Genomic DNA, 25,705 nt, shown 5'->3' with positions numbered 1-25,705 from the left:
CGTAGGGAAACGCGGGCTCTTGGGCTCGCGTTTTTGTTTGCGCATTCGCCAACCGGCATCTTGCTCGCGACCTGCATGCATTGCATTGCGCTGCGCCGTGACACCGCTCGCGGTGTCGGCGTAAGCTGTTGGAGTGCCGGTCGACCGACCGTGCTGTCGATCTGCCAACTCACCGCACTCATGCACTCACAGCCTGGAGGCTCCATCGCGATGTCGCTGCCGAATGCTCCCGTTTCCGATTCCGCTGCCGCCCGAACGACTGGCGCGCGCCTCGTCGTCGATGCTTTGCTCACGCACGGTGTCGAGCGCGTTTTCTGCGTGCCAGGCGAGAGCTTTCTCGCGGTGCTGGATTCACTGCACGATGAAACCGGCCGCATTCAGACGATCGTCTGCCGTCACGAAGCGGCGGCCGCGAACATGGCCGAAGCGGTCGGCAAACTGACCGGCCGCCCGGGCGTGGCGCTCGTCACGCGCGGACCCGGCGCGACGCATGCGTCCATCGGCGTGCACACCGCGTTTCAGGACTCCACGCCGATGATTCTGCTGATCGGCCAATGCGCGCGCGAACATCTCGACCGCGAAGCTTTTCAGGAAATCGACTATCGGCGGATGTTCGGGCAGATGGCAAAGTGGGTCGCGCAGATCGACGATCCGAAGCGCATTCCCGAATATCTGAGCCACGCCTTTCACACGGCGACTTCGGGGCGGCCGGGGCCCGTCGTGCTGTCCCTGCCTGAAGACGTGCTGAGCGATGCCTGCGAGGCCGTGCCGGGCGCGCCTGCTTATCAGCGCGTGGCGGCGTCGCCGTCGGGGGCGCAAATCGACAGGTTGCGTGAACTGCTCGAGCGCGCGCAACGGCCCATGGTGATCGCCGGCGGCAGCGGCTGGACGCCCGCCGCATGCGCGGACCTGCAACGCTTCGTCGAAAACTGGCAATTGCCTATCGGCCTCGCGTTCCGCTTCCAGGACACGCTGGATAACGAGCACCCGAACTATGCCGGCGATGTCGGCCTCGGCATCAATCCAGCGCTCTCACAGCGTATTCGCGACGCCGACCTGTTGCTCGCGCTGGGACCAAGACTCGGCGAAGCCACGACGAATGGCTACACGCTGCTCGACATTCCGAAGACGAAGCAGACGTTAGTTCACGTGCATCAGGGCGCGGAAGAGTTGGGGCGCGTTTATGCCGCCGATTTGCCGATCGTCTCCGGCATGCCGGAACTGGCGGCGGCGCTTGCGGCCTTGCAGCCTTCAGCCGGGAAACTCGCATGGGCGGGCGCGGCGGAAGAAGCGCATCGCGCATATCTGGAATGGCGCAAGCCTCGGCCCATTCCCGGCGACGTGCAGATGGGCGAAGTCATCCAGCAGTTGCGCGCGCATCTTCCTGACGACGCGATTCTGACCAACGGCGCCGGCAATTACGCGACGTGGCTGCATCGGCACTTTTCGTATCGTCAGTACCGCTCGCAACTTGCGCCGACGAGCGGCGCGATGGGCTACGGCGTGCCGGCGGCAATTGCCGCGAAGTCGCTGTATCCGCAGCGTGCGGTCGTGGCGCTGGCCGGCGACGGCTGCTTCATGATGGCCGCGCAGGAACTCGCGACGGCGATGCAATACGATCTGCATGTGCTTTTCATCGTCGTGAACAACGGTCAGTTCGGCACGATCCGCATGCATCAGGAGCGGCATTATCCGCATCGCGTGCATGGCACCGGACTCACCAATCCCGACTTCGCGGCGTTCGCGCGCTCTTTCGGCGCACATGGTGAAATTGTCGAGCGTACTGAAGATTTTCTGCCGGCGTTGCAACGTTCACTGGATGCAAAGCGCGCCGCGGTGATCGAGATACGCATGCCGCAGGAGGCGAGCACGCCGGGCGCGACGCTGGAGCAGATTCGGGAGCAGGGGAGAAAGCTGCGCGGGGAATAGGGGCAGCGGCAGTGCGGTGCGTAAATGCGTAAATGCGTAAATGCGTAAATGCGTAAATGCGTAAATGCGTAAAGCGCCGCGCGAAAGACGTGCGCAAAGCGCCATAAAAAACCCCGCCGAAGCGGGGTTTTCAACATCGAGCCAAGCTGAAGAGGGAAGCTTACTTGCCGCCCACGCTTTGCAGCGTCGTCCACTTGCCGTCGACAACCTTGTACAGCGTGATGCCGCCGTTCTTCAGGTCGCCCTTCGCGTCGTACGAGAGATTCGACGACGTCACAGCCGGCATCGACGTCTTCGCGAGCAGCGGCAGGTACTTCGCCGGATCCGTCGAGTTCGCCTTCTTCATTGCCGCGAACATCGCCATTGCGCCGTCGTAGGCGTACGGCGAGTACGTTTGCACGTCTTCGTTGAAGCGCTTCTTATACTTCGCGACGTAGTCCTTGCCGCCAGGCATTTCTTCCAGCGGCAGGCCGGCGAGCGATGCCACCGTGCCGTTCGCCGCGTCGCCCGCGATCTGGATGAACGTCGGCGTGTGAACCATTTCGCCGCCCATCAGCGGCGCCTTGATGCCGAGCGCCTTCATCTGCTTGACCATCGGCGCTGCTTGCGAATCCGCGCCGCCGTAGTAGATCAGATCCGGATTGACCGACTTCACCTTGGTCAGAATCGACTTGAAGTCCACGGCCTTGTCGTTCGTGTATTCACGATCGACGATCGTGCCGCCCGCAGCCTTCGCGGCCTTTTCGAACTGATCGGCCAGACCCTGGCCGTAGGCCGTGCGGTCGTCGACGATCACGATCTTCTTCACGCCCAGCGTCTTGACCGCGAACGTGCCGGCGACCGAACCTTGCTGCGTGTCGGACGTCATCATGCGGAACGTGGTCTTGAAACCTTGCTGCGTGTATTCAGGCGCCGTCGCCATCGCGATTTCGGGAATGCCCGCGTTCGCGTAGATGCGCGATGCCGGGATGGTCGTGCCCGAGTTGAAGTGGCCGAGCATGCCTTTGATGCCGTCGTCCACCAGCTTCTGCGCGACGGTCGTGCCGGTGCGCGGGTCAGCCTGGTCGTCGGCCGAATCGAGCACGAAGCGAACCGGCTTGCCGCCGATCACCGGCTTCGTCGCGTTGATGTCTTCCACAGCCAGCGTGATGCCGTTCTGGAAGTCCTTGCCGTAGTGCGCCTGCGCGCCCGTCATCGGACCGGCGAAACCGATCTTCACGTCTTCCGTGGATTGAGCGTTGGCCGTCCCCGCCAGCGACATCGCCGCAACCAATGCTGCGCCTGCCAGCTGTTTCATCTTGTGTTGCATATCTTCTCCTTGGTACCAGGTGTGGATGGAGCGGCTTTCGGGATCGCCGTTACCGCTTCCGTTTTAATGACTGCTTCAACCGGCGAGGTTCTCTCAACCGATCGTCATCAAATTCGCATTACCGCCGGCAGCTGCCGTGTTCACGCTGACCGAGCGCTCGGTCAACAGACGCTCGAGCGCGTAGTCTTCGTCGCCGTTTTCCAGCGCGCGCGAGGCGGCGCCTTGCACCGACACGATCGGGCCGGGGCGCTTCGCCACTTCCTTCACGAGCGTCAGCAGTTCGTCGCTATCGCCTTCGAACAATACGGCGTCGAACGGCGTGTCGGCGTTCTTGCGCACGCTTGCATAAGACTTCAGCGACGCCGGCAACTGCGCGACCAATTGTTCACCAGCGGCGCCTTCGAACAGCGCACGATTTCCCGTAGCCAGCACGGCTGCCAGCTGCACCCGCGCACCGCTTGCCGTCGACGCGATGCACAGCACCGTGCCGCGTGCTCCCAGCGTGTAGGTGTTGCGCTCGCCGGTCGGTCCGGACAGCACCGCCGTCGCGCCTGCCGGCATATGCGACAGGTAACCGTCGCAGCGCGCGGCGAGCTGCGGCTCGCGCTCGGCGATCAGCCAGTCGCGCAGCGCGGTCAGCGCGGCGGACGGATTGTCGCCCTTTTCGGCCGCTTGCGGTACATCGGCGATGAGCGCCTGCGCAAGAGACTTCGGCAAGCCGGCCGGACGCGTGGACAAGAGACGCTGCAAATACAGCGCGCCGCCCGCCTTCGGACCGGTGCCCGACAGACCTTCGCCGCCGAACGGCTGCACGCCGACCACCGCGCCGATCACATTGCGGTTCACGTAGATGTTGCCGACATGCGCGCGGCTGATCACGTGAGCAATGGTTTCGTCGATTCGCGTATGGATGCCGAGCGTCAGGCCATAGCCGGTTGCGCGGATCTGTTCGAGCAGCGTGTCGAGCTGGCTGCGGCGATAGCGCACCACATGCAGCACCGGGCCGAACACTTCGCGCTTCAATTCGTCGATGCTGTCGAGTTCGATCAGGGTCGGCGGTACGAATGTGCCTTGTGCACAGTTTTCCGGCATCGGCAGTTGCTCGACCTTGCGGCCTTTCTCGCGCATCGCGGCAATGTGCGCGTCGATGCCGCGCTTCGCTTCCACGTCGATCACCGGGCCCACGTCCGTCGACAAACGATCCGGATTGCCGACGCTCAGTTCGCGCATCGCGCCCGTCAGCATTTCGAGCGTGCGGTCCGCGACATCGTCCTGCAAACACAGAACGCGCAGCGCGGAACAACGTTGACCGGCCGAGTCGAACGACGACTGCATGACGTCCGCCACCACCTGTTCGGCGAGGGCCGATGAATCGACGATCATCGCGTTCTGGCCGCCCGTTTCGGCGATCAGCGGAATCGGCTTGCCTTCCGGGTCCAGACGGCCCGAAAGTGTCTTGTTGATGAGCCGCGCGACTTCCGTCGAACCGGTGAACATCACGGCACGCGTGCGTGCATCCGCCACCAGCGCGGCGCCGACGGTCTCGCCGTCGCCCGGCAGGAGTTGCACCGCGCCGGCAGGCACGCCGGCCTCGCGCAGAATACGCACCGCTTGCGCGGCGATCAACGGCGTCTGCTCAGCCGGCTTCGCGAGCACGGTGTTGCCGGCCGCGAGCGCGGCGGCCACCTGGCCCATGAAAATGGCGAGCGGGAAATTCCACGGGCTGATACACACCACCGGCCCGAGCGGACGATGCGTGTCGTTCGAAAACTCGCTGCGAATCTGCGTGGAGTAATAGCGCAGGAAGTCGATGGCTTCGCGGATCTCCGACACCGCGTTGGCGAGCGACTTGCCCGCTTCACGCACGACGAGACCCATCAGCGTATGCATTTGCGCTTCGAGCAGATCGGCGGCGCGCGCGAGGCAGTCGGCGCGCGCTTCGACGGGCGTGGCCTGCCAGATCGGCGCGGCGGCAACCGCGTGCGCCAATGCGGCGCTCACGTGCTCGGCGCTCGCTTCCACCACGGTTCCAACCAGATCGCGATGATCCGCCGGGTTGCGCACGTCGCGCGCGTTGCCGAGGGCGATCTGGTCGTCGGCGAGCATCGGCGCGGCGCGCCACGGATGATTCGCGCTTGCCAGCAGCGCCGACGACAGCGACGCAAGGCGATGCTCGTTCGACAGGTCGAGGCCCATCGAATTGAGACGCTCGGCGCCATACAGATTGCGCGGCAGCGGAATCTTCGCGTGCGGCGCGCCGAGCGGCACGATCTTCGACGCTTCTTCGACCGGATCGGCGATCAGGTCCTGGATCGCGACGCTTTCATCGGCAATGCGATTCACGAACGAGGTGTTCGCGCCATTTTCCAGCAGACGGCGCACGAGGTATGCAAGCAGCGTTTCGTGCGTGCCGACCGGCGCATACACGCGGCACGGACGGTTCAGCTTTCCAGCGGAGACGGGGCCCGTGACTTCCTCGTACAGCGGCTCGCCCATGCCATGCAGGCACTGGAATTCGTACTGGCCAGGATAGTAGTTGTTGCCCGCGAGGTGATAGATCGCTGACAGCGTGTGCGCGTTGTGCGTGGCGAATTGCGGATACACCGCGTCCGGCGCGCCGAGCAGCTTCTTCGCGCACGCGAGATATGACACGTCCGTATAGATCTTGCGCGTGTAGACCGGATAGCCTTCCAGGCCGTCCACCTGCGCGCGCTTGATCTCGGTGTCCCAGTACGCGCCTTTCACAAGACGCACCATGATGCGGTGACGGCTGCGTCGCGCCAGATCGACGATGTAGTCGATCACGAACGGGCAGCGCTTCTGATAAGCCTGCACCACGAAGCCGATGCCGTTCCAGCCGGCCAGGTCCGGGTCGAAGCACAGCGCTTCCAGCAGATCCAGCGAGATTTCGAGGCGGTCGGCTTCTTCGGCGTCGATATTCAGGCCGATGTCGTAGCGGCGCGCGAGGATCGCAAGCGAACGCACGCGCGGCAGCAGCTCGCTCATCGTGCGTTCCTGCTGCGAGCGCGAGTAGCGCGGGTGCAGCGCCGACAGCTTGATCGAGATGCCCGGGCCTTCATAGATGCCGCGGCCGCCGGCCGCTTTGCCGATCGCGTGAATCGCCTGCTCGTACGATGCGTAGTAGCGCTGCGCGTCGGCTTCGGTCGTGGCCGCTTCGCCGAGCATGTCGTACGAGTAGCGGAAACCACGCGCTTCGTATTTGCGGCTGTTCGCCAGCGCTTCGGAAATGTTCTCGCCGGTGACGAACTGCTCGCCCATCAGGCGCATCGCCATGTCCACGCCCTTGCGGATCAGCGGCTCGCCGCCTTTGCCGATCAGACGCGTGAGCGCCGACGAAAGGTTCGTCTCGCTGTTGGTGGTGACCAGCTTGCCGGTGATCATCAAGCCCCAGGTTGCAGCATTGACGAACAGCGACGGCGCCTGGCCGACGTGCGATTTCCAGTCCCCCTTGCTGATCTTGTCGCGAATCAGCGCGTCGCGCGTGGCGCGGTCGGGAATGCGCAGCAAGGCTTCAGCGAGGCACATGAGCGCGACGCCTTCCTGGCTCGACAGCGAGAATTCGTGGATCAGCCCTTCGACGCCGCCGCCACGGCTCTTGCCGCGCAGCGTCTCGACGAGCTTGCCGGCGAGCGCTTGCACATCGCCTGCCAGCTTGGCCGGCAGACGCGCCTGGCCGAGCAGGAACGGCACGCATTCCGGCTCCGGCCGGCGGTAGGCCGCCGTGATCGCCGCACGCAGCACGGACTGCGGTTGCACGTTCTGCGCAAAGTCGAGGAACGGATGAGCCGCACCGTCCTCGTCATGTTCGACGGCTGCGCCATCCGCCATATCGGCCGAACCGACCGCGCCCGACAACTCCGGCGGCAATTGGCCCTGCTCGATCTTTTCGAGGTACGCGAAAATCGCCTGCTTGATCAGCCAGTGCGGGGTGCGTTCGAGGCGAGTAGCGGCATCTCTCAGCCGGGAACGCAAGAGGTCGTCGACCTTGACGCCAAGGGTGGTGCTAGCCATGTTTCCTTCTTCGGAGACCAGACGCAATGCTGGTGAAAGACTAAAAGTTGGGCGAATCGTACGCTTCTCAATAAAAAGGTGCAACCGCCGGGCCGGATCGGTTGCACCCCGGCGTAACCCTTATCTGGCGCGGGTTTGCGGCCGGTGGCACCAATGCTGGGGAAGGCGGTAAGGATCGGTATTTTCCCTGGCCTGATTTCTTTTGTGTCGAGCCCTTATCAAACCGGATGGCGCGCCGTTATAGAAGTCATAGCGGGCGCGGCACCACAGCGCGCACAACAACACTACGGGGTAGAGGACAGCGAAATGGAAAAGTGGCTCGTGGTATTGGGCATCTGGGCAATGTGCGCAGCCTGCGCCGTGCTGTTTATTCGCGGTGCTACCGGCAAGTCGGGCAAACGCGAGGCGTCTGAAGCACGCGGATCTACGGGCGAGGCGCGCGCTGCGCTACACGAGTAGACGAGTGGGCACAACGGCAGCCCGCCGGGTCGCGCGAGCAATAGGCTAGCCTCCCGCGCGCTGTGGCGGCCGCTGCTGACAGCAACGCGACGAAACAAATACTGTGAGATCCACCATGCTCTGTTCAAGCGACTACCGAGCTTCCGCGCGCTACCGGCAACTTGCGGCGCGTGGTGCACATGTTTCCTCGCGCGCATCGGCGGTGTTGGCTACGCGGACGGCGAGGCGCGTCGCCGTTCCCGCTGCAAGTTATTCGAATTCGGTGCGAGCCCGGGCCCGCACCGCGCGCAGCCGCTGCCGGTACTGACAGATCTCGATTCGCCGCGCGGGGTGTGATCAGATGTCGAGCGGATCGACTTCGAGGCTCCAGCGCAGCACGCCCTTCAGGCTGCGCAGCAACGGCTGCCACGCGCGCAGCGTGGCCTGCAGCGCGGCGCGCGAGGCGCTCTCCACCAGCAACTGCGCGCGGTGCACGTGCATCACCTTCACGATGGTGAGGGGCACTGCATCGTAGACGGTCACACGTTCGGCAGCTGGGATGCCCACGAGCTCGGCTGCGGCCTGCTGTAGAAAGGCCAGCGCCGCTTCGAGCGTGCGGCCCTCGGCGCGCAGCAACGCCTGGTAGACGAACGGCGGCAAGTGCGCGTCGCGTCGCTCGCCCAGCGTCGAATTGGCGAAGCCGACGTAATCGTGACGCCCCAGCGCGTGATAAAGCGCATGACGCGGATAACGCGTCTGCACCAGCACCTCGCCGGGCAAGCCGGCGCGGCCGGCCCGGCCGCTCACCTGCATTAGTTGCGCAAAGAGGCGCTCGCTCGCGCGGAAGTCGTGGGAAAAGAGCGCGGTGTCGGCGTTCAGCACGCCGACCAGCGACACGCGCTGAAAGTCATGCCCCTTCGCGATCATCTGCGTGCCGACGAGAATGTCGACTTCGCCCGCATGCACGTCGGAGAAAAGCGCCTGGGCGCTGCCCTTGCGGCGCGTGCTGTCGGCGTCGATGCGCAAAACGCGGGCGCCCGGCACCGCGCTTGCCAGCGTTTCCTCCACGCGTTGCGTGCCCCGGCCCATCGGCGCAATGTCCACATTGCCGCACTCGGGGCAAGAGCGCGGAATGCGCGACTCCCAGCCGCAGTGATGACAGCGCAGCGCGCGCTCGGGCTTGTGCAGAACCACATAGGCGCTGCAACGCGGACAACCGGCGACCCAACCGCACGCGTCGCACGCGAGCTGCGGCGCATAGCCACGCCGGTTCAGAAATACCAGACTTTGCTCACCGCGCTCGAGCCGCGCCTTCAGCGCGGCGACCAGCGGGCCTGACAAACCTTCCACCGAGGCGCGGCCGCGCCGGCGCTCCTCTTCCAGATCGATCAGGCGCACCGTTGGCAACACCGCCTCGGCCACGGCGCGGCGCGACAAGGTAAGCCGCCTGTAACGCCCCTGCTCGGCCTGCCACCAGCTTTCCAGCGATGGCGTGGCGGAGCCGAGAACGACCGGCAGGCCAAGCTGCTTCGCGCGATAGATGGCGAGGTCGCGTGCCGAATAGCGCAAGCCTTCCTGCTGCTTGTAAGCGGGATCGTGCTCCTCGTCCACAACGATGACGGCCAGCCGCGGCAGCGACGCCAGCACCGCGAGGCGCGTCCCGAGCACGATCCGCGCGCGGCCCGCGTGCGCCGCGAACCAGTTGCGAGCCCGCTCGCCTTCCGCGAGGCCGCTGTGCAGCGTGACGATCGCGCTATCCGCGAGCACCGCGAAGCGCGCGCGGAACGCCGCCTCGAACTGCGGCGTCAGATTGATTTCGGGCACCAGCAAGAGCGCCTGCGCATCCGGCTTGGCGGCAAGAATTTCAGCCAGCGCGCGCAAATAGACTTCCGTCTTGCCGCTGCCGGTCACGCCATGCAGCAGGAAGGGCGCGAAACCGCGCGCGTCCCGAATGGCTTCGACGGCGGCGCACTGCTCGCCGGTAAGCGTCGGCAGCGTTTGCGGTAGCCGCGGCGGCGTTGCGGTGAATGATGCTGCGGGCTGGGCCGCGGCGGCATCCACGAGACCGAGTGCAACCCAGCCCTCGGCTTGCCATGCGGCGAGTGTCGCGATGGCTTTCGGGTGCAGCGCCCGGGCCTCGGCGGCAAGCAGGAAGTCGGCGCCGGCAAGCGCCTGCGCGAGACCTCGCAGTGCAGTGGCGCGCGCGGGCAAGACATCGGGCAGCGCGGCGCGGCCTTGAGGCGTCAGGCTGTACCGTTCTTCCGGCGCGAGCAGGCGCGGCCAACGCGAAGCGTCGCGCAGAGCCTGTGGCAGCGCCGGCAGCGCCACTTCGCCAAGACCGCGCTGATAGTAGTCGGCGGCAAAGGCGGCAAGCGCGAGCCATTCGGCCGACAGCGGTGGACACGCGGTGCAAACTCCGTTCACGGTCCTCAGACGATCGGCGGGAACCTCGCTGTGAGTCGTCACTTCGCACACGAGCCCCACCACGTCACGTCTGCCGAACGGCACGCTGACCAGAGTGCCCGGCACTGCGGGTTCGGACGCGCTCCAGCGGTAGTCGAACAAGGTCGGCAACGGGTGATCCAGTGCGACGCGGACGAACATGTCGGTCATTCGGCTGCGTGAGCTCCCGCGGCGGCGACTAGCGTCATAGCGCCGCAGCCCGCGCCCCGGATTGTGTGACTATGAGGCGCCCGCCCGAAGTTAAAGTAAAACTTCAATTTCGACGCTAAGTTTTGGATTCGGCTGAACAATTAGTGTCGACCCCGCACGCCTGTGGATAACTTTGTTGAGAACTTCGCTCGAACGGCCCGCAAACCGCGCCGCAGCGGCCTTCTGTGGGGTTCCGCACACTTCTCGCCGCAGCCGCGAAACCCTTGCCAGACAAGGCTGAGATCAAATGTGCGGGCAATGTGCAAGGGTCGGGACACGACTAAACGTTCTACCGCGCCGCAACGTGATGAATGTGTATAAGTCAAGTCTTGACAACTGTGAGAGCGCTTGCCGGCGGCCCGCATCTCGCGAATTTTCCCTTAGCCGCAGAGCCCAGCGCGCTGCATTGCAGCAAAAAACGGTAGAAGTTACAGGGTCAACCAGGTGCATGCGCGCCGCTGCGAATGGCGCGACTATGGCGATGCACTTCGTCGACGAGTTCCGCGACGTTTTCCGGCGGCGTGAATTGCGAGATGCCATGGCCGAGGTTGAAAACATGCCCCGGATGGTTGCCGAAGCTGTCCAACACGGCGCGCGCCTCCATGCGGATACACGCGGGCGGCGCGAACAATACGGACGGGTCGATATTGCCCTGCAAAGCGACCTTGCCGCCGACACGCTCGCGCGCCTTACGCAGGTTGACCGTCCAGTCGAGGCCCACTGCATCGACACCCGTCCCGGCGATTTCGTCGAGCCACAGGCCGCCGCCCTTGGTGAAGGTAATGACCGGCACTTTGTCGCCGTCATGCTCGCGCTTCAGCTGATTCACGACCTGCTGGATGTAGTGCAGCGAAAAGCGCTGATATGCGCCGTCGGCAAGTGCTCCACCCCAGGTGTCGAAGATCATCACGGCTTGGGCGCCGGCTTCGATCTGCGCGTTCAGATAGGCCGCGACCGAATTTGCATTGATCTCCAGGATGCGATGCATCAGATCCGGGCGCGCATACAGCATCGACTTGACGGTGCGAAAGTCCGCCGAGCCGCCGCCTTCCACCATATAGCAGGCCAACGTCCACGGGCTGCCCGAAAAGCCGATGAGCGGCACGCGTTGCCGGCCTTGAGCGTCGGTCAACGCGCTGCGGATTTCGCGCACGGCGTCGGTCACGTAGCGCAGCGTGGCGTCGATGTCCGGCACCGCAAGGCGCGCCACGTCGTCTTCCGTGCGTACGGGTCGCGCGAATGTCGGCCCTTCGCCGGCGACGAACTCCAGGCCGAGGCCCATTGCATCCGGCACCGTGAGGATGTCGGAAAACAGTATGGCGGCGTCGAGCGGATAGCGCTCGAGCGGCTGCAGCGTGACTTCCGTCGCGAACGCCGGATTCTTCGCGAGGCCGAGAAAACTGCCCGCGCGAGAACGCGTGGCGTTGTATTCCGGCAGATAGCGGCCGGCCTGCCGCATCAACCAGACAGGTGTGTAGTCGGTGGGCTGGCGCAGCAGCGCGCGCAGGAAAGTGTCGTTCAGGAGGTTATGGGCCACGTTGCGTGCGACTAAGGGCAAAGGGGCATTTTACCGGACGGTGGCCGCCGCATTCGGCGGCATGCGGGCAATAACTGCGGTGCTCGGGTTGAGGGGCCATTTTCCGCACGTGCCCGCCCTAACGCAACCTGGCCGAACGGCCGATGTTCATGGACGAATTGCCGGGCTATCATCCGACAAACTTACACTACAACGCATAACCAAGGAGACTCCATGAAGAAAGTTGCAGTTGCACTGCTCGGCGCGCTGACAGGCGTCCTGATACACGGCGGAGCCGCTCAGGCGCAAGCGTCAGGCGCGGCCGGCACTGCTGGCACTGCCGCGGCGGCCTCGCGGCTTGATGAAATTCTTGCTCGGGGCACGCTGCGCGCGTGCACCACAGGGGACTACAAGCCGTATTCGTTTTACAAGACAGACGGTCAGTTCGAGGGCATCGACATCGACATGACTGAGTCGCTTGCGAAGTCGCTCGGTGTCAAGGCGGAGTACATCAAGACTTCATGGCCGAACTTGATGAACGATTTCGTCGCCAGATGCGACATCGGTGTGGGCGGGGTTTCGCCGACGCTCGAACGGCAAAAGCGCGCCTTCTTCACGCAGGCTTATATGGTGGACGGGAAGACGCCGATTGTCCGATGCGACGACGTCAACAAGTACCAGGCGGTGGCGCAGATCGACCAGCCGGCAACGCGCGTGATCGTAAATCCGGGCGGCACCAACGAACGTTTCGCGAAGCAGTACCTTTCGCATGCGAACCTGACGGTCTATCCGGACAACGTGACGATCTTCAAGCAGATCCTCGCCGGCAAGGCCGATGTAATGGTGACCGATGCGTCAGAAACTCTGCTGCAGCAAAAGTTGAATCCCGGCCTTTGCTCGGTGCATCCCGACAAGCCGTTCCAGTACGGCGAAAAAGCATGGCTGCTGCCGCGCGGCGATGTGGCGTTCCAGCAGTACGTGGACCAGTGGCTGCATCTGGCGCGCGCTACCGGCGAATATCAGGCTGTGTCGGATAAGTGGTTGAAGTGAAGTGACGCGGATCGGTGGCAGGTGTTGTTGACCGGCGGCGTACGCCCGGGGTGCTTGGCGCGCTGGGTGCGTCCAGTGCGCCGGAGAATGGCTCGCGGCCATGTCGATAACATCGGCTCGCGGGCCGCATTGTGTAACGCCGGGCACTTGAGGCGAGACGGCAGTCCAGTGGAGGCGAGTATCTGCCGGGCCGGCGAACGGACCCCTTGTATGGTTGCAGTTCGCACGGAGTTTGTTGCGACGCATCCGGCGTCGCGCGCGGGCGGACGCAAAATCCCGCGGCGCCTGAACCGGTTGTAACAGCGGCAATCCGGCAGGGAAAAGATGAAGATGCAACCATTCGATGCGGAATCGGCTTAACCCTTTATGCGGCGCTATGCTTCGCGAATATCATGAAACAGACGTATTAAATTGCTGCGCAGTCATCGGTAAAATGTACTTATTTAACGTTTCCTTTCCGCAATAAATCCCGGAGCGCCTTATCTGGCGGGCGTTACAACCTGAAACACTTTGTTACGGCGCTCCCTGGTTAATTCGCCCACAATGCCCTCAACGGTTTCAACACGGATGTGGCTGGGTGCGTGGTGTGAGCGGATACGATGCACTTGCCGGTCGGCTTATGCCGAAGCCCTGAGAAGGGGCATCCCTGCTGGGACCGTAGTCGACGCCGGGTCGTCGTCTCAGTCGGTTCCTACTTTGGTCTCCTCGCGCTAACCCCGTAGCGTGTGGTTTTTAGCGGGCTCCAGGCCCGCTTTTTTTTCGTCCCGTCAAACGTTTGCGCAGTGCAAGATGGCAGATTTTACGCGCTGTTTGGCAATTGTTCGACGTTTTCCTTTTCTCCCGCCGCAACCGGCAATGGCGAGCGCGATAAAAAGATCGCCGCAGACGGCTTTTCTCTTTGCCGCGCTACCTTCTGTGCGCTCTTCGGTCAGGCGGTCTTCCCTTCCTGCAGCTTCAGTTCGTCCATCATGCGCTGGCGCATGATGAATTTCTGAACTTTGCCAGTCACTGTCATCGGCAATTCGTCCACGAAGCGGATGTACTTCGGCACCTTGTAGTGCGCGATCTGCCCATGGCAAAACTGCTGGATCTCTTCTGCGGTAGCCTGCTCGCCTGAATGCAGGACCACCCAGGCGCACACCTCCTCGCCGTATTTGGCGTCTGGCACGCCGAACACCTGCACGCTCTGAATTTTCGGGTGCCGAAAAAGGAATTCCTCAATCTCGCGCGGGTAGACGTTCTCGCCGCCGCGAATCAGCATGTCCTTCAGGCGACCGACGATATTGCAATAACCTTCGGCGTCGAGCGTCGCCAGATCGCCGGTGTGCATCCAGCCGTCCACGACACTCTCGCGCGTTTTTTCTTCGTCGCCCCAGTAGCCTTGCATCACGGAATAACCACGCGTACAAAGCTCGCCGATTTCGCCGACGGGCACGATGTTGCCGAGCGAATCGATGATTTTCACTTCCAGATGCGGCTGGATCCGGCCCACCGTGGTTGTACGCTTGTCGAGCGGATCGGTCGTCGAACTCTGGAACGAAACCGGACTAGTCTCGGTCATGCCGTAGGCAATCGTGATCTCGCTCAGATGCATTCTCGAGACGACCTTCTTCATCGTCTCAATTGGGCACGGCGAGCCGGCCATGATGCCCGTGCGCAAGCGTGAGAGGTCGTAGGAAGCAAAGTTTGGATGGTCGAGTTCGGCGATGAACATGGTGGGCACGCCGTGCAGAGCCGTGCATTGCTCATCGGCGACGGCCGCGAGGGTCGCGGCGGGGTCGAAGCCCTCGCCCGGAAACACCATGTTGGCGCCAACGGATACGCACGCCAACACCGCGAGCACCATCCCAAAGCAGTGATAGAGCGGCACGGGAATGCACAGCGCGTCCTGCTCGCTCAGGTTCATGGCCATCGCGATATAACGCGCGTTGTTGACCACGTTGCTGTGCGTGAGTGTCGCGCCTTTGGGATTGCCCGTCGTGCCGCTGGTGAACTGAATGTTGATCGGCTCATGGCACGACAGCGTCGCACCGATCGCATCGAGCCTCGCGACGTCGAGTGTCGCACGTCCCTGCTCGATCACGTCGGAGAAACTCAGCATTCCCGGCGTTTCGGTGTCGCACATGCGAATAACGTAGCGCAACTCCGGCAATCTTGCCGCATGCAGACCGCCAGGCGTGTGCGTCGCAAGTTCGGGCGCGAGTTGCTGCAGCATTTCCAGGTACATTGACGTCTTGAACCGCTCGGCGGCCACAATCGCCTTGCAGCCGACCTTGTTCAGTGCGTATTCGAGCTCTGCCAGCCGATATGCCGGGTTGATGTTGACCAGTACCGCGCCAATGCGCGCGGTCGCAAACTGGGTCAGCAGCCATTCCACACGATTGGGCGACCAGATGCCAACGCGGTCGCCCTTCGTAATGCCTAGCGCCAGGAATCCGGCGGCCAGAACGTCGACTTCTTCGGCAAACTCCTTCCATGTCCACCGAATTCGCTGCTCGCGGAACACCACAGCCGGTCGATCCGGGAAGCGCCCGGCGGTCTCGCGCAGGAACTCACCGATCGTCGCTTCGCTCAACGGAACGTCTGTCGATCCGCGGACGTACGAGAGTCCGTCTTTCGGCTCGATGATTGCGCCTTCGCCCGACACTTGCGTTGCCATGGTGCTGTCTCCGTGAGCAGATCGCCCTATTGAAATGGATTTGAAACCGATTGTGCCACCGGCGCGCGCCCGTCCGGCATCAAGTCTTACCCGCAGCGGACTAGCGCGTCTCGCCGCCCTTTGGTGGCCGCATTTGGGACGGCAAACTAAGGACACACAATGTCTCTGACCTTTCCGTAAACGTCAAGCTAAGGTCAAAAAAAAGCAGCCACGCGGGCTGCTTTTTCTCTGAAACGTGCTGCTTAGCTTTGACCGCGCAGCTTGCGCAGACGCTGGATCGCAGCGAGCTGGGCCGTCGCGTACGCCAATTCCGCCTGTGCGGTTGCGTACTCGAGGTTCGAGCCCGTGTTCTGCAGCGCTTCTTCCGCACGCTTGCGCGCGTCTTCGGCTTTGGCTTCGTCGAGATCCTTGCCGCGGATTGCCGTGTCGGCGAGAACCGTCACAGCGCCCGGCTGGATTTCGAGGATACCGCCGGCGACGAACACAAATTCTTCTTCGCCGTTTTCAGCTTCGATACGCACCGCACCCGGACGAATCCGCGTGATGAGCGGCGTGTGGCCCGGCAGAATGCCGAGTTCACCCGCTTCGCCCGGCAGCGCGACGAACTTCGCCTGGCCCGAGAAGATCTGCTCTTCCGCGCTGACGACGTCTACTTTGATGGTTGCCATAAGTGTCGACTCCTGTGGCGGGTTGAGCGTAGTGAGACGCCGGCTCAGCGAACAACCGCCGCTTGGCAGTTATCGCGCGGACGCCGGCGCCCGCTTCGTTACACCCGACCTTTACTGGATCTTCTTGGCCTTTTCGAAGGCTTCGTCGATCGTGCCGACCATGTAGAAGGCTTGTTCCGGCAGGTGGTCGCACTCGCCTTCAACGATCATCTTGAAGCCGCGGATCGTTTCCTTCAGCGGAACGTACTTGCCCGGCGAGCCCGTGAACACTTCAGCGACGTGGAACGGCTGCGACAGGAAACGCTGGATCTTACGAGCGCGCGCCACGGCGAGCTTGTCTTCCGGCGCCAGTTCGTCCATACCCAGAATCGCAATAATGTCGCGCAGTTCCTTGTAGCGCTGCAGCGTTTGCTGCACTCCGCGCGTGATCGAGTAGTGCTCTTCGCCGATCACGTTCGGGTCGATCTGACGCGAGGTCGAATCGAGCGGGTCCACTGCCGGGTAGATACCCAGCGAAGCGATGTCACGCGACAGCACGACGGTTGCGTCCAGGTGGCCGAAGGTCGTTGCCGGCGACGGGTCGGTCAAGTCGTCCGCAGGGACGTACACGGCCTGAACCGACGTGATCGAGCCCGTCTTGGTCGACGTAATACGCTCTTGCAGCTTGCCCATTTCTTCAGCCAGCGTCGGCTGATAGCCCACTGCCGACGGCATACGGCCGAGCAGTGCCGACACTTCGGTACCGGCCAGCGTGAAACGGTAGATGTTGTCGACGAAGAACAGCACGTCGAGGCCTTCGTCACGGAAGTGCTCAGCCATCGTCAGGCCGGTCAGCGCGACGCGCAGACGGTTGCCCGGCGGTTCGTTCATCTGGCCGTACACCAGCGCGACCTTGTCGAGAACGTTCGAGTCCTTCATTTCGTGATAGAAGTCGTTCCCTTCACGGGTACGCTCGCCAACACCGGCGAACACCGAGTAACCACCGTGTTCCTTCGCGATGTTGTTGATCAGTTCCATCATGTTCACGGTCTTGCCCACGCCGGCGCCACCGAACAGACCCACCTTGCCGCCCTTCGCGAACGGGCAGATCAGGTCGATAACCTTGATGCCGGTTTCGAGCAGTTCCGTCGACGGCGACAGTTCGTCGAACGCCGGGGCCTTCTGGTGGATCGAGCGCATGTTGTCGCTTGCGATCGGGCCAGCTTCGTCGATCGGACGACCCAGCACGTCCATGATGCGGCCGAGCGTCGGCTTGCCGACCGGCACGCTGATCGGCTTACCGGTGTTCTTCACGACCGTGCCGCGGCGCAGACCGTCCGATGCACCCAGACAGATGGTACGGACGACGCCGTCGCCCAGCTGCTGCTGGACTTCGAGGGTCAGTTCCGAACCTTCCAGAATGAGCGCGTCGTAAACTTTCGGCATGTCCGAACGCGGGAATTCCACGTCGATCACCGCGCCGATGCACTGTACGATCTTGCCTTCTACCAAAGCAGTAGTACTCATCGCTTTTCCTTTAGATACTCAATTCTTCACTCGCGCAAAGGCGCTGTTTCGATGGGATCGCCCAGACCGTTGCCTAGACGGTGCGCCTTACGGGCGCACACGAGGCGACATGCCTGACCCGTCAAGGTCAGACCGCCGCCGCGCCACCGACGATTTCCGACAGTTCTTTCGTGATCGCGGCCTGACGGCTCTTGTTGTACACAAGCTGCAGTTCGTTGATGACCGACTTCGCATTGTCCGAAGCTGCCTTCATTGCGACCATGCGGGCCGACTGCTCCGACGCCATGTTTTCCGCGACGGCCTGATAGACCAGCGCCTCGACATAACGCACCAGCAGTTCGTCCACCACTGCCTGAGCGTCCGGCTCGTAGATGTAGTCCCACTGGGTGCTCGGCGTCGCGCCCTGCTCTTCCTTGCGCTCGAACTGGTCTGCCGCGAGCGGCAGCAGTTGCTCGATCACCGGCTCCTGCTTCATCGTATTGACGAAGCGCGTGTATGCCAGATACACCGCCGAAACCTTGCCTTCCGAGTACAGATCGAGCTGCACCTTCACCGCGCCGATCAGCTTTTCCAGGTGCGGCGTATCGCCCAGATGCACGACATTCGATACCACTTTGGCGCGCAAACGGTTCAGGAAACCCAGACCCTTGGTGCCGATCGCGGTTGCCTCGATCGTCTTGCCCTGGCCTTCCAGTTCCTTGAACTTCTGCAGCGCTGCACGCAGCACGTTGGTGTTCATGCCACCGCACAGACCCTTGTCGGTCGTGACGAGGATGATCCCCGCCGTCTTCGCGCCTTCGTTCGACACCATGAACGGGTGACGATACTCGGGGTTCGCACGGCTCATGTGTGCAGCGATATCGCGGACTTTGTCGGCATACGGGCGAGCAGCGCGCATGCGCTCCTGAGCGCGGCGCATCTTCGATGCCGCCACCATCTCCATCGCTTTCGTGATCTTGCGCGTGTTTTGCACGCTCTTGATCTTGCCGCGAATTTCCTTCATTCCAGCCATTGCTTGCTCCTTGTCGGCCCGAGTGAGCGCCTGAGCGCTTACCCAGGTCCCATGCAAAGCGGATCGAAGCAGCGCGGGTGCATTGACATGCGGCCCGCGCCCCCCGAGGTCCTTTTATGCCTTGCGGATCACTCGCGGATCAATACGCGCCGGACTTCTTGAAGTCTTTGAGGGCCGTGTGCAGCAGGCCTTCGTCGTCCTTCGAGAGTTCCTTGTTGTCTTCGATGCGCTTGACCAGGTCAGCGTGGCTCGACTTCAGATATTCGCGCAGGCCCTTTTCGAACGGCAGAACTTGCGACACTTCCAGATCGTCGAGGTAGCCGTTGTTCGCCGCGAACAGCGAGATAGCCAGTTCCCACACCTGCAGCGGCTGATATTGCGGCTGCTTCAGCAGTTCCGTCACGCGGCGGCCGCGCTCGAGCTGCTTGCGGGTGGCTTCGTCGAGGTCGGATGCGAACTGCGCGAACGCTGCGAGCTCACGATACTGCGCGAGGTCGGTACGGATACCGCCCGACAGCTTCTTCACGACCTTCGTCTGAGCCGCACCGCCGACGCGCGACACCGACACACCAGCGTTAATTGCCGGGCGGATACCTGCGTTGAAGAGGTCGGTTTCCAGGAAGATCTGGCCGTCGGTAATCGAGATCACGTTCGTCGGAACGAATGCGGTCACGTCGCCTGCCTGCGTTTCAATGACCGGCAGTGCCGTCAGCGAACCGCTCTTGCCCTTCACTTCACCGTTGGTGAACTTCTCGACGTACTCTTCCGAGACGCGAGCAGCACGTTCCAGCAGACGCGAGTGGAGATAGAACACGTCGCCCGGATACGCTTCACGGCCCGGCGGGCGGCGCAGCAGCAGCGAGATCTGACGGTATGCCCAAGCCTGCTTGGTCAAGTCGTCATAAACGATCAGCGCGTCTTGGCCGCGGTCGCGGAAGTATTCGCCCATCGTGCAGCCGGCGTACGGTGCCAGGTACTGCATGGCTGCCGACTCCGAAGCCGAAGCGGCGACCACAATCGTGTATTCCAGCGCGCCGGTTTCTTCGAGCTTGCGGACCACGTTCATGATCGACGAAGCCTTCTGGCCGATCGCGACGTAGATACAGAAGAGGTTCTTGCCCTTCTGGTTGATGATCGCGTCGACTGCGACTGCCGTCTTGCCGCACTGGCGGTCGCCGATGATCAGCTCACGCTGGCCACGGCCAACCGGCACCATCGCGTCGATCGACTTCAGACCGGTTTGAACCGGCTCAGAAACCGACTTACGCCAGATCACGCCCGGAGCGATCTTTTCGATCGCGTCGGTCTTCTTTGCGTTGATCGGACCCTTGCCGTCGATCGGGTTGCCCAGTGCATCGACCACGCGGCCGAGCAGTTCCGGGCCCACCGGCACTTCCAGAATGCGGCCCGTCGTCTTGACGATGTCGCCTTCCGAAATGTGCTCGTACTCACCCAGAATCACGGCGCCGACCGAGTCGCGCTCGAGGTTCAGTGCGAGGCCGAATGTATTGCCCGGGAATTCGAGCATTTCGCCCTGCATCACTTCCGACAGACCGTGAATACGCACGATGCCGTCGGTCACGGAGATCACGGTGCCCTGGTTGCGAACGTCTGCGCTCGCTTCAAGGCCCTGGATCCGGCTCTTGATCAGCTCGCTGATCTCAGAGGGATTGAGTTGCATTATTCGCTCCTGATAGTCAATTCTGTTGCGTGCCAGCCGCCTGGCGCGAAGCGCTTCAGGCCGTCAGAGCCGTCTGCATGCTGGCAAGCCGCGCGCGGACCGAGGTATCGAGCACTTCGTCGCCGACCGTTACGCGCACGCCGCCGATCAGCGACGAGTCGACCTCGACCGTCGGCTTCAGCTTGCGTTTGAACTTGCGTTCGAGACTTGCGACGAGGTCGTTCAGCTGCGCGCCTTCGAGCGGGAATGCGCTGGCGATCAGCACATCGGCCGCGCCTTCACGGGCGTTCTTCAACTCTTCGAACTGCGTAGCGATTTCCGGCAGCAATTGCAGGCGATGGTTGTCCACCAGCATTTGCACCAGATTCTTCGCTTGCGCGTTGTCCTTGAGCGGCGACTTGACCGCAGCCAGCAGCAGTTCGCTGACCTGGGCGCGGCTTACTTTCGGGCTCGAGGCGATCGACAGCACTTCGGGCAGACGCGCAACCTGTGCCAGCTCCTGCACGAGCGTGGACCAGGCGGCGATGTCACCAGCTTCGGCCACGCCAAACAGCGCTTCTGCGTACGGACGGGCGATGGTTGCAAGTTCGGCCATGATCAGAGCTCGGCTTTCAGTTGATTCAGCAGGTCAGCGTGAGCCGCCTGGTCGACTTCGCGCTTCAGGATCTGTTCGGCGCCCTTCACTGCCAGTGCAGCGACTTCGCCGCGCAGGGTTTCGCGCGCCTTCACGACTTGCTGCTCCGCGTCGGCCTTCGCTTGCGCGATGATGCGAGCGGCTTCAGCTTGCGCTTGAGCCTTGATTTCGTCAGCGACTGCGACAGCGCGCTTTTCTGCGTCAGCAATACGTTGCTGACCGTCGTTGCGAGCCTGAGCGAGTTCCTGGTCGACCCGCTTGTGAGCGGCTTCGAGTTCTGCCTTGCCCTTTTCGGCAGCCGACAAACCGTCGGCGATCTTCTTCGAGCGCTCGTCGAGGGCGTTGATCAGCGGCGGCCACACGAACTTCATCGTGAACCACGCGAGGATCAGGAACACGACCATTTGCGCAAACAGGGTTGCGTTGAGATTCACGGTGTTTCCTTAAACGTTGCTAGTTCGGAATGAAACGGCAAGGCGCTCATCGATTCAGTGCTCGATCAGCGCCCAAGTGCCCGTTCCGCCCTGCGCCTTTAGTTATAGCTCAGGCGCAAACTTCCGAGGAACCTCAGCCTGCCAGCTTCGACAGCAGCGGGTTCGCGAACGCAAACAGCATTGCCACACCAACGCCAATCAGGAACGCCGCATCGATCAGACCAGCCAGCAGGAACATCTTGGTTTGCAGCGGGTTCATCAGTTCCGGCTGACGGGCACATGCTTCGATGTACTTGCCGCCCATCAGACCGATACCGATACAGGCGCCGATTGCACCCAGGCCGATGATGATGCCGATACCGATGGCGGTCAGACCCTGGATGTTGGCGATGAAAGCTTGCATGATCACTCCTTTGTGAAAAGTCTTTTAGAACTGGTTGGAACTGGGATTTAAAAACTACGATTCTTTCTACGGCAGCGCAGGTTAGTGCGTGTCGTGTGCCTGGCCGATGTACACCAGCGTCAGCATCATGAAAATGAACGCTTGCAGCAGAACGATCAGGATGTGGAAGATGGCCCACACGCTGCCCGCGATCACGTGGCCGATGAAGCCAAGCACCGTCGTGTCCGCGCCGAAGCTCCAGATGCTGCCGAGCAGGGCAATCAGCAGGAACAACAGTTCGCCCGCGTACATGTTGCCGAACAGCCGCATGCCGAGCGAGACCGTCTTCGCGACGAACTCGATGATGTTCAGTGCAAGGTTCGGGATCCACAGGAGCGGATGCGCGCCGAACGGGGCCGACAGCAGTTCGTGCACGAAGCCGCCGGCGCCCTTGATCTTGAAGTTGTAGTAAATCATCAGCGCGAACACACCGAGGGCGATACCGATCGTGCCGTTCAGGTCGGCAGTCGGGACGATACGGTGGTGCGGGATGGCTTCGGACAGACCCAGCCAGCCAATCACGTGGCCCGGCAGGTCGACGGGGATAAAGTCGAGCGCGTTCATCAGCGCGACCCAGACGAAAACCGTCAACGCCAGCGGCGCGATGAACGTACGCGTGCCGTGGATCATCGACTTGGATTGATCCTCGACCATTTCGACCAGCATTTCGATTGCGCACTGGAAACGGCCCGGCACGCCGGACGTCGCCTTACGGGCAGCGAGATGCAGAATGATGATGGTGGCCAGACCGCAAACGATCGACCAGAAAAGGGTGTCCAGATTCCACACGTGAATGTCGAAAATCGACGTTTGGTGCGCGGTGGAAAAGTTCTGCAAGTGGTGCGCGATGTACTCGGACGGATCCATTGCGCGCGTGCCTTCGCTAGCTGCCATATCGTTAAAGCCACCCAAATTGTCGAAAATCGTCTTAGGCCGCTCCCGCTGCAATGCTCTATTGCGGGAACGCGCCGGGCGCGGACCGTGTCATATCCGCACGCTCTCGCCGGCGTCACGCGCCGGCTTCAAATCTTTGCTGTTACCTGTTGCTTCCTCAGCGCCATGCCAAGGCAATCCAGTACGTCTTGAGGGTGATGAGATAAGTCACGAGCAGCGGAACCCAGCGTACTTCGTGATACCAGAAGGCGATGGCTACAAACATCGCGATCGTCGCCCCCATCTTGAGCGCTTCGCCCAGCACCCAACTCATTACTGTTTCTGCACCGCTCAGCGTTCTCAGCCGCGCCGCGAACAATGCGCCCGGCACCCAGCAAATCGCTCCCCCCAGGAACGCGGACAGCGCAGCAGCGCCCGGCGGCTCATAGAACAGCCACCACACCAGCGTTGCAACCAGGGACAAAACCATTTGCGCTGCCACGACCTTGAACGGCGTAACGCGCGATGGACGACTCACATTCGGACCGAACAGCTTTTCGGCTTCGGCCCGCGTGAGCGGAACGATATTGTTATCCTGCTCGGCATCCCACGAATCTTCGCGCGTGACTGACTGAGCGGTGGAGTCGTCCGGAACGGTGCGCTCATCGCGGTTTCCGTCGCGCCCATTGTCGCGCCCATTTTTTGGCGCTTGATTCGACGCTTTGACCGCCATCACAGTGTTCCAGAAGTCCCGTTCCGATCAGCGAGCTTTCGCTGCGCTTACGGGGTTGCCGTGCAATTAAATCCGGGCGATTGTAAGCGATAGTTGCAGGCAATTCAAGACTTTAGGCCGTTCAATAAACCGTGCGAAACGACGCTTCGCGATGTGGAAAAACCTGCATGGCAAAGCGCAGCACGTCAAATGTAAGGCTGTCGGGCAGAGGCAAAACCTGTGCGCATTCTGGCAAGTTTCCATCGCGCACAGGGGCGCGAAAAAGCGTTGCAGCGGACGTCTCGAAAATGCAACAAACGCCGATTGACGATTTAGTTCGGCGTCGTGAGCTGGTTCTCTTCCGCTAATTAGTTAGGAATCCGAGGCAGTCTGGGCGGTGCAGGCGATTTGCCTGCACCGCTAATGCGATGAACCTGCGTGCGGCCATTCCGCTCTAGGCGGTGGCATTCCCGCGCAAGCGCACCAGGATGCCTTCCAGCGCGTCCAGATCGCCAAAGTCGACCAGTACCTGGCCGCGCCCGCGTCGGCCGAGTTTGATCTTGACAGTCGCGGCAAGCAGATCGGACAGCTCTTCCTCAAGGCGCCGCGTGTCACGGCCACCGTCCGGATTGGCGCGCGCCTTGACCGCAGGCGCCGCCTTCGTGGTCGCCGTCACCAATTTCTCGGTTTCGCGCACCGACATCCGCTTGTTGACGACCTGATTCGCCAGCGTGATCTGCGTCGCGGAATCGACTGCAAGCAATGCACGCGCATGCCCCATGTCGAGGTCGCCCGCGAGCAGCATCGTCTGAACCGGCGCGGCAAGATTTAGCAGACGCAGCAGATTCGATACGGCGCTGCGCGAGCGGCCGACCGACTCGGCGGCCTGTTCGTGTGTGAAATTGAATTCGTCGAGCAAACGCTGGATGCCTTGCGCCTCTTCCAGCGGATTCAGATCTTCGCGCTGAATGTTCTCAATCAACGCCATCGCCGCCGCAGCCTGGTCGGGCACGTCCTTGACCAGCACCGGCACTTCGTCGAGTCCCGCCATGCGCGCCGCGCGAAAACGCCGCTCGCCCGCGATGATTTCATATTTATCTGCCGACACCGGCCGCACCAGGATCGGTTGCATCAGTCCCTGGGCGCGGATGCTGGCCGCCAACTCCTGCAGCGCGCCCTCGTCCATCCGCGTCCGGGGCTGATACTTGCCGGCCTGCATCTTCGACAAAGGCAACACGTTCGGCGCGCCTTCTATCGCCACCGCCTCGGTGATGTCGGCGCTGCCGCCGAGCAATGCTTCCAGGCCTCGGCCCAATCCCTTCTTTCTTGCTACTGCGTTCATTGTGCTTCCTTGATCCGCTTAGGATGCCTGGGGCGCGTCGTTCAGTGCGCGCACCCGTTCAATCATTTCGGCGCCGAACTGCACATAGGCTTGCGCGCCGCGCGACGCCCTGTCGAATACCACTCCCGGCAAACCATAACTGGGCGCCTCGGCGAGGCGCACGTTCCGCGGAATCACCGCGTCGAACACCTTGTCGCCGAAATGCTCTTTCAACTGATCTGAAACCTGCTGCTGCAATGTGATGCGCGGGTCGAACATAACACGCAACAAACCGATCACTTTCAGGTCGCGATTCAGGTTCGCGTGGACCTGCTTGATGGTATTGACGAGGTCCGACAGCCCTTCCAGCGCGAAGTACTCGCACTGCATGGGAATGACGACGCCGTGCGCGGCGCAAAGGCCATTTAGCGTCAGCAGCGACAAAGCCGGCGGACAGTCGATCAGCACGAAGTCGTATTCGCTTTCGACCGCGGCAAGCGCGGCCTTCAATTGACGCTCGCGGTTCTGGACGCTGACCAGTTCCACCTCGGCGCCAGCGAGCTCGCGGTTGGCCGGCAGCACATCATAGTCGACGGCTTCGGGGCGCATCCGCGCATCGGCCACCGAGACGCCATCCACCAGCACTTCATAGACGGTGTTCGCGCACGCAGCCTTGTCGATGCCGCTGCCCATCGTGGCGTTGCCCTGCGGGTCCAGATCGATCAGAAGGACCCGCTGCCCCTGCGCTGCCAGGCTGGCCGCCAGATTGACTGTCGTCGTCGTCTTGCCGACGCCGCCTTTCTGGTTCGCAACGCAGAAGATTTTTGCCATCGTTGG

General features: G+C 62.4%; 19 protein-coding genes. 3 read left to right on the top strand and 16 right to left on the bottom strand.

Annotated elements, in window-relative coordinates; genetic code table 11:
• The first annotated feature begins 210 nt into the window (after positions 1 to 210).
• Positions 211 to 1,929, top strand: coding sequence for a thiamine pyrophosphate-binding protein (locus A3AC_RS0107620; RefSeq protein WP_025598173.1), 1,719 nt, complete (start codon positions 211 to 213; stop codon positions 1,927 to 1,929).
• Positions 1,930 to 2,089: 160 nt separating this feature from the next.
• Here A3AC_RS0107620 and A3AC_RS0107615 read toward each other — a convergent pair whose 3' ends face one another.
• Together A3AC_RS0107615 and putA are read right to left on the bottom strand one after the other, a co-directional pair.
• Positions 2,090 to 3,238: a branched-chain amino acid ABC transporter substrate-binding protein gene (locus A3AC_RS0107615; RefSeq protein ID WP_025598172.1), complete on the bottom strand. Its 1,149-nt coding sequence runs from the start codon at positions 3,236 to 3,238 to the stop codon at positions 2,090 to 2,092.
• A 93-nt stretch (positions 3,239 to 3,331) separates the two neighbouring features.
• Positions 3,332 to 7,270 (bottom strand): trifunctional transcriptional regulator/proline dehydrogenase/L-glutamate gamma-semialdehyde dehydrogenase, encoded by a 3,939-nt coding sequence (gene putA / locus A3AC_RS0107610; protein ID WP_025598171.1) that lies wholly within the window; start codon positions 7,268 to 7,270, stop codon positions 3,332 to 3,334.
• A 153-nt stretch (positions 7,271 to 7,423) separates the two neighbouring features.
• Between putA and A3AC_RS29090 the strand changes: the two genes are divergently transcribed.
• Positions 7,424 to 7,729: a hypothetical protein gene (locus A3AC_RS29090; RefSeq protein ID WP_035474869.1), complete on the top strand. Its 306-nt coding sequence runs from the start codon at positions 7,424 to 7,426 to the stop codon at positions 7,727 to 7,729.
• Positions 7,730 to 8,065: 336 nt separating this feature from the next.
• Here the strand turns inward: A3AC_RS29090 and A3AC_RS0107600 are convergent, their stop codons facing one another.
• Together A3AC_RS0107600 and hemE are read right to left on the bottom strand one after the other, a co-directional pair.
• The gene (locus tag A3AC_RS0107600) at positions 8,066 to 10,321 is read right to left on the bottom strand and encodes a primosomal protein N' (protein WP_025598170.1); all 2,256 of its coding nucleotides are present in this window, start codon (positions 10,319 to 10,321) and stop codon (positions 8,066 to 8,068) included.
• 475 nt (positions 10,322 to 10,796) lie between these two features.
• A complete protein-coding gene (gene hemE, locus A3AC_RS0107595) occupies positions 10,797 to 11,897 on the bottom strand; it encodes a uroporphyrinogen decarboxylase (protein ID WP_025598169.1) in 1,101 nt (366 codons plus the stop codon).
• 213 nt (positions 11,898 to 12,110) lie between these two features.
• Here hemE and A3AC_RS0107590 point away from each other — a divergent pair, with 213 nt between their 5' ends.
• Positions 12,111 to 12,926: a transporter substrate-binding domain-containing protein gene (locus A3AC_RS0107590; protein WP_025598168.1), complete on the top strand. Its 816-nt coding sequence runs from the start codon at positions 12,111 to 12,113 to the stop codon at positions 12,924 to 12,926.
• A 928-nt stretch (positions 12,927 to 13,854) separates the two neighbouring features.
• On the opposite strand, the gene A3AC_RS0107585 is transcribed toward A3AC_RS0107590, so the two are convergent.
• From A3AC_RS0107585 to A3AC_RS0107525, 12 genes are all read right to left on the bottom strand, one after another.
• A complete protein-coding gene (locus tag A3AC_RS0107585) occupies positions 13,855 to 15,585 on the bottom strand; it encodes an AMP-binding protein (protein ID WP_025598167.1) in 1,731 nt (576 codons plus the stop codon).
• 242 nt (positions 15,586 to 15,827) lie between these two features.
• On the bottom strand, positions 15,828 to 16,253 hold the full coding sequence (locus A3AC_RS0107580) for a F0F1 ATP synthase subunit epsilon (protein ID WP_020067428.1): 426 nt from the start codon (positions 16,251 to 16,253) through the stop codon (positions 15,828 to 15,830).
• Between the two features lie 111 nt (positions 16,254 to 16,364).
• A complete protein-coding gene (atpD, locus tag A3AC_RS0107575; protein ID WP_013340936.1) occupies positions 16,365 to 17,759 on the bottom strand; it encodes a F0F1 ATP synthase subunit beta in 1,395 nt (464 codons plus the stop codon).
• Positions 17,760 to 17,886: 127 nt separating this feature from the next.
• Entirely contained in the window at positions 17,887 to 18,771 is an 885-nt protein-coding gene (atpG, locus tag A3AC_RS0107570) for a F0F1 ATP synthase subunit gamma (protein WP_013340937.1), read from the bottom strand.
• 139 nt (positions 18,772 to 18,910) lie between these two features.
• Positions 18,911 to 20,452 carry a F0F1 ATP synthase subunit alpha gene (atpA, locus tag A3AC_RS0107565; protein ID WP_015004083.1) on the bottom strand — a complete coding sequence of 514 codons (1,542 nt, stop codon included), beginning with the start codon at positions 20,450 to 20,452 and terminating at the stop codon, positions 18,911 to 18,913.
• Between the two features lie 55 nt (positions 20,453 to 20,507).
• Positions 20,508 to 21,047 carry a F0F1 ATP synthase subunit delta gene (locus tag A3AC_RS0107560; RefSeq protein WP_025598166.1) on the bottom strand — a complete coding sequence of 180 codons (540 nt, stop codon included), beginning with the start codon at positions 21,045 to 21,047 and terminating at the stop codon, positions 20,508 to 20,510.
• Between the two features lie 2 nt (positions 21,048 to 21,049).
• A complete protein-coding gene (locus A3AC_RS0107555; RefSeq protein ID WP_006050845.1) occupies positions 21,050 to 21,520 on the bottom strand; it encodes a F0F1 ATP synthase subunit B in 471 nt (156 codons plus the stop codon).
• A gap of 133 nt (positions 21,521 to 21,653) precedes the next feature.
• Positions 21,654 to 21,923, bottom strand: coding sequence for a F0F1 ATP synthase subunit C (gene atpE, locus A3AC_RS0107550; protein WP_007180033.1), 270 nt, complete (start codon positions 21,921 to 21,923; stop codon positions 21,654 to 21,656).
• A gap of 81 nt (positions 21,924 to 22,004) precedes the next feature.
• Positions 22,005 to 22,856 carry a F0F1 ATP synthase subunit A gene (gene atpB, locus A3AC_RS0107545; protein ID WP_025598165.1) on the bottom strand — a complete coding sequence of 284 codons (852 nt, stop codon included), beginning with the start codon at positions 22,854 to 22,856 and terminating at the stop codon, positions 22,005 to 22,007.
• Between the two features lie 157 nt (positions 22,857 to 23,013).
• Complete coding sequence (locus tag A3AC_RS0107540; protein ID WP_025598164.1) at positions 23,014 to 23,568, bottom strand: ATP synthase subunit I; 555 nt, start codon at positions 23,566 to 23,568, stop codon at positions 23,014 to 23,016.
• A gap of 433 nt (positions 23,569 to 24,001) precedes the next feature.
• Positions 24,002 to 24,889: a ParB/RepB/Spo0J family partition protein gene (locus A3AC_RS0107530; RefSeq protein WP_025598163.1), complete on the bottom strand. Its 888-nt coding sequence runs from the start codon at positions 24,887 to 24,889 to the stop codon at positions 24,002 to 24,004.
• Positions 24,890 to 24,907: 18 nt separating this feature from the next.
• Complete coding sequence (locus tag A3AC_RS0107525; protein ID WP_025598162.1) at positions 24,908 to 25,699, bottom strand: ParA family protein; 792 nt, start codon at positions 25,697 to 25,699, stop codon at positions 24,908 to 24,910.
• Positions 25,700 to 25,705: the final 6 nt, after the last annotated feature.

Origin of the sequence: Burkholderia sp. WSM2230, assembly GCF_000472445.1 — a bacterium.
In the GTDB taxonomy this organism is placed as follows: Bacteria; Pseudomonadota; Gammaproteobacteria; order Burkholderiales; family Burkholderiaceae; genus Paraburkholderia.
Note: the sequence above shows the minus strand (reverse complement) of the source record. Positions and strands in the feature narration are given on the sequence as shown.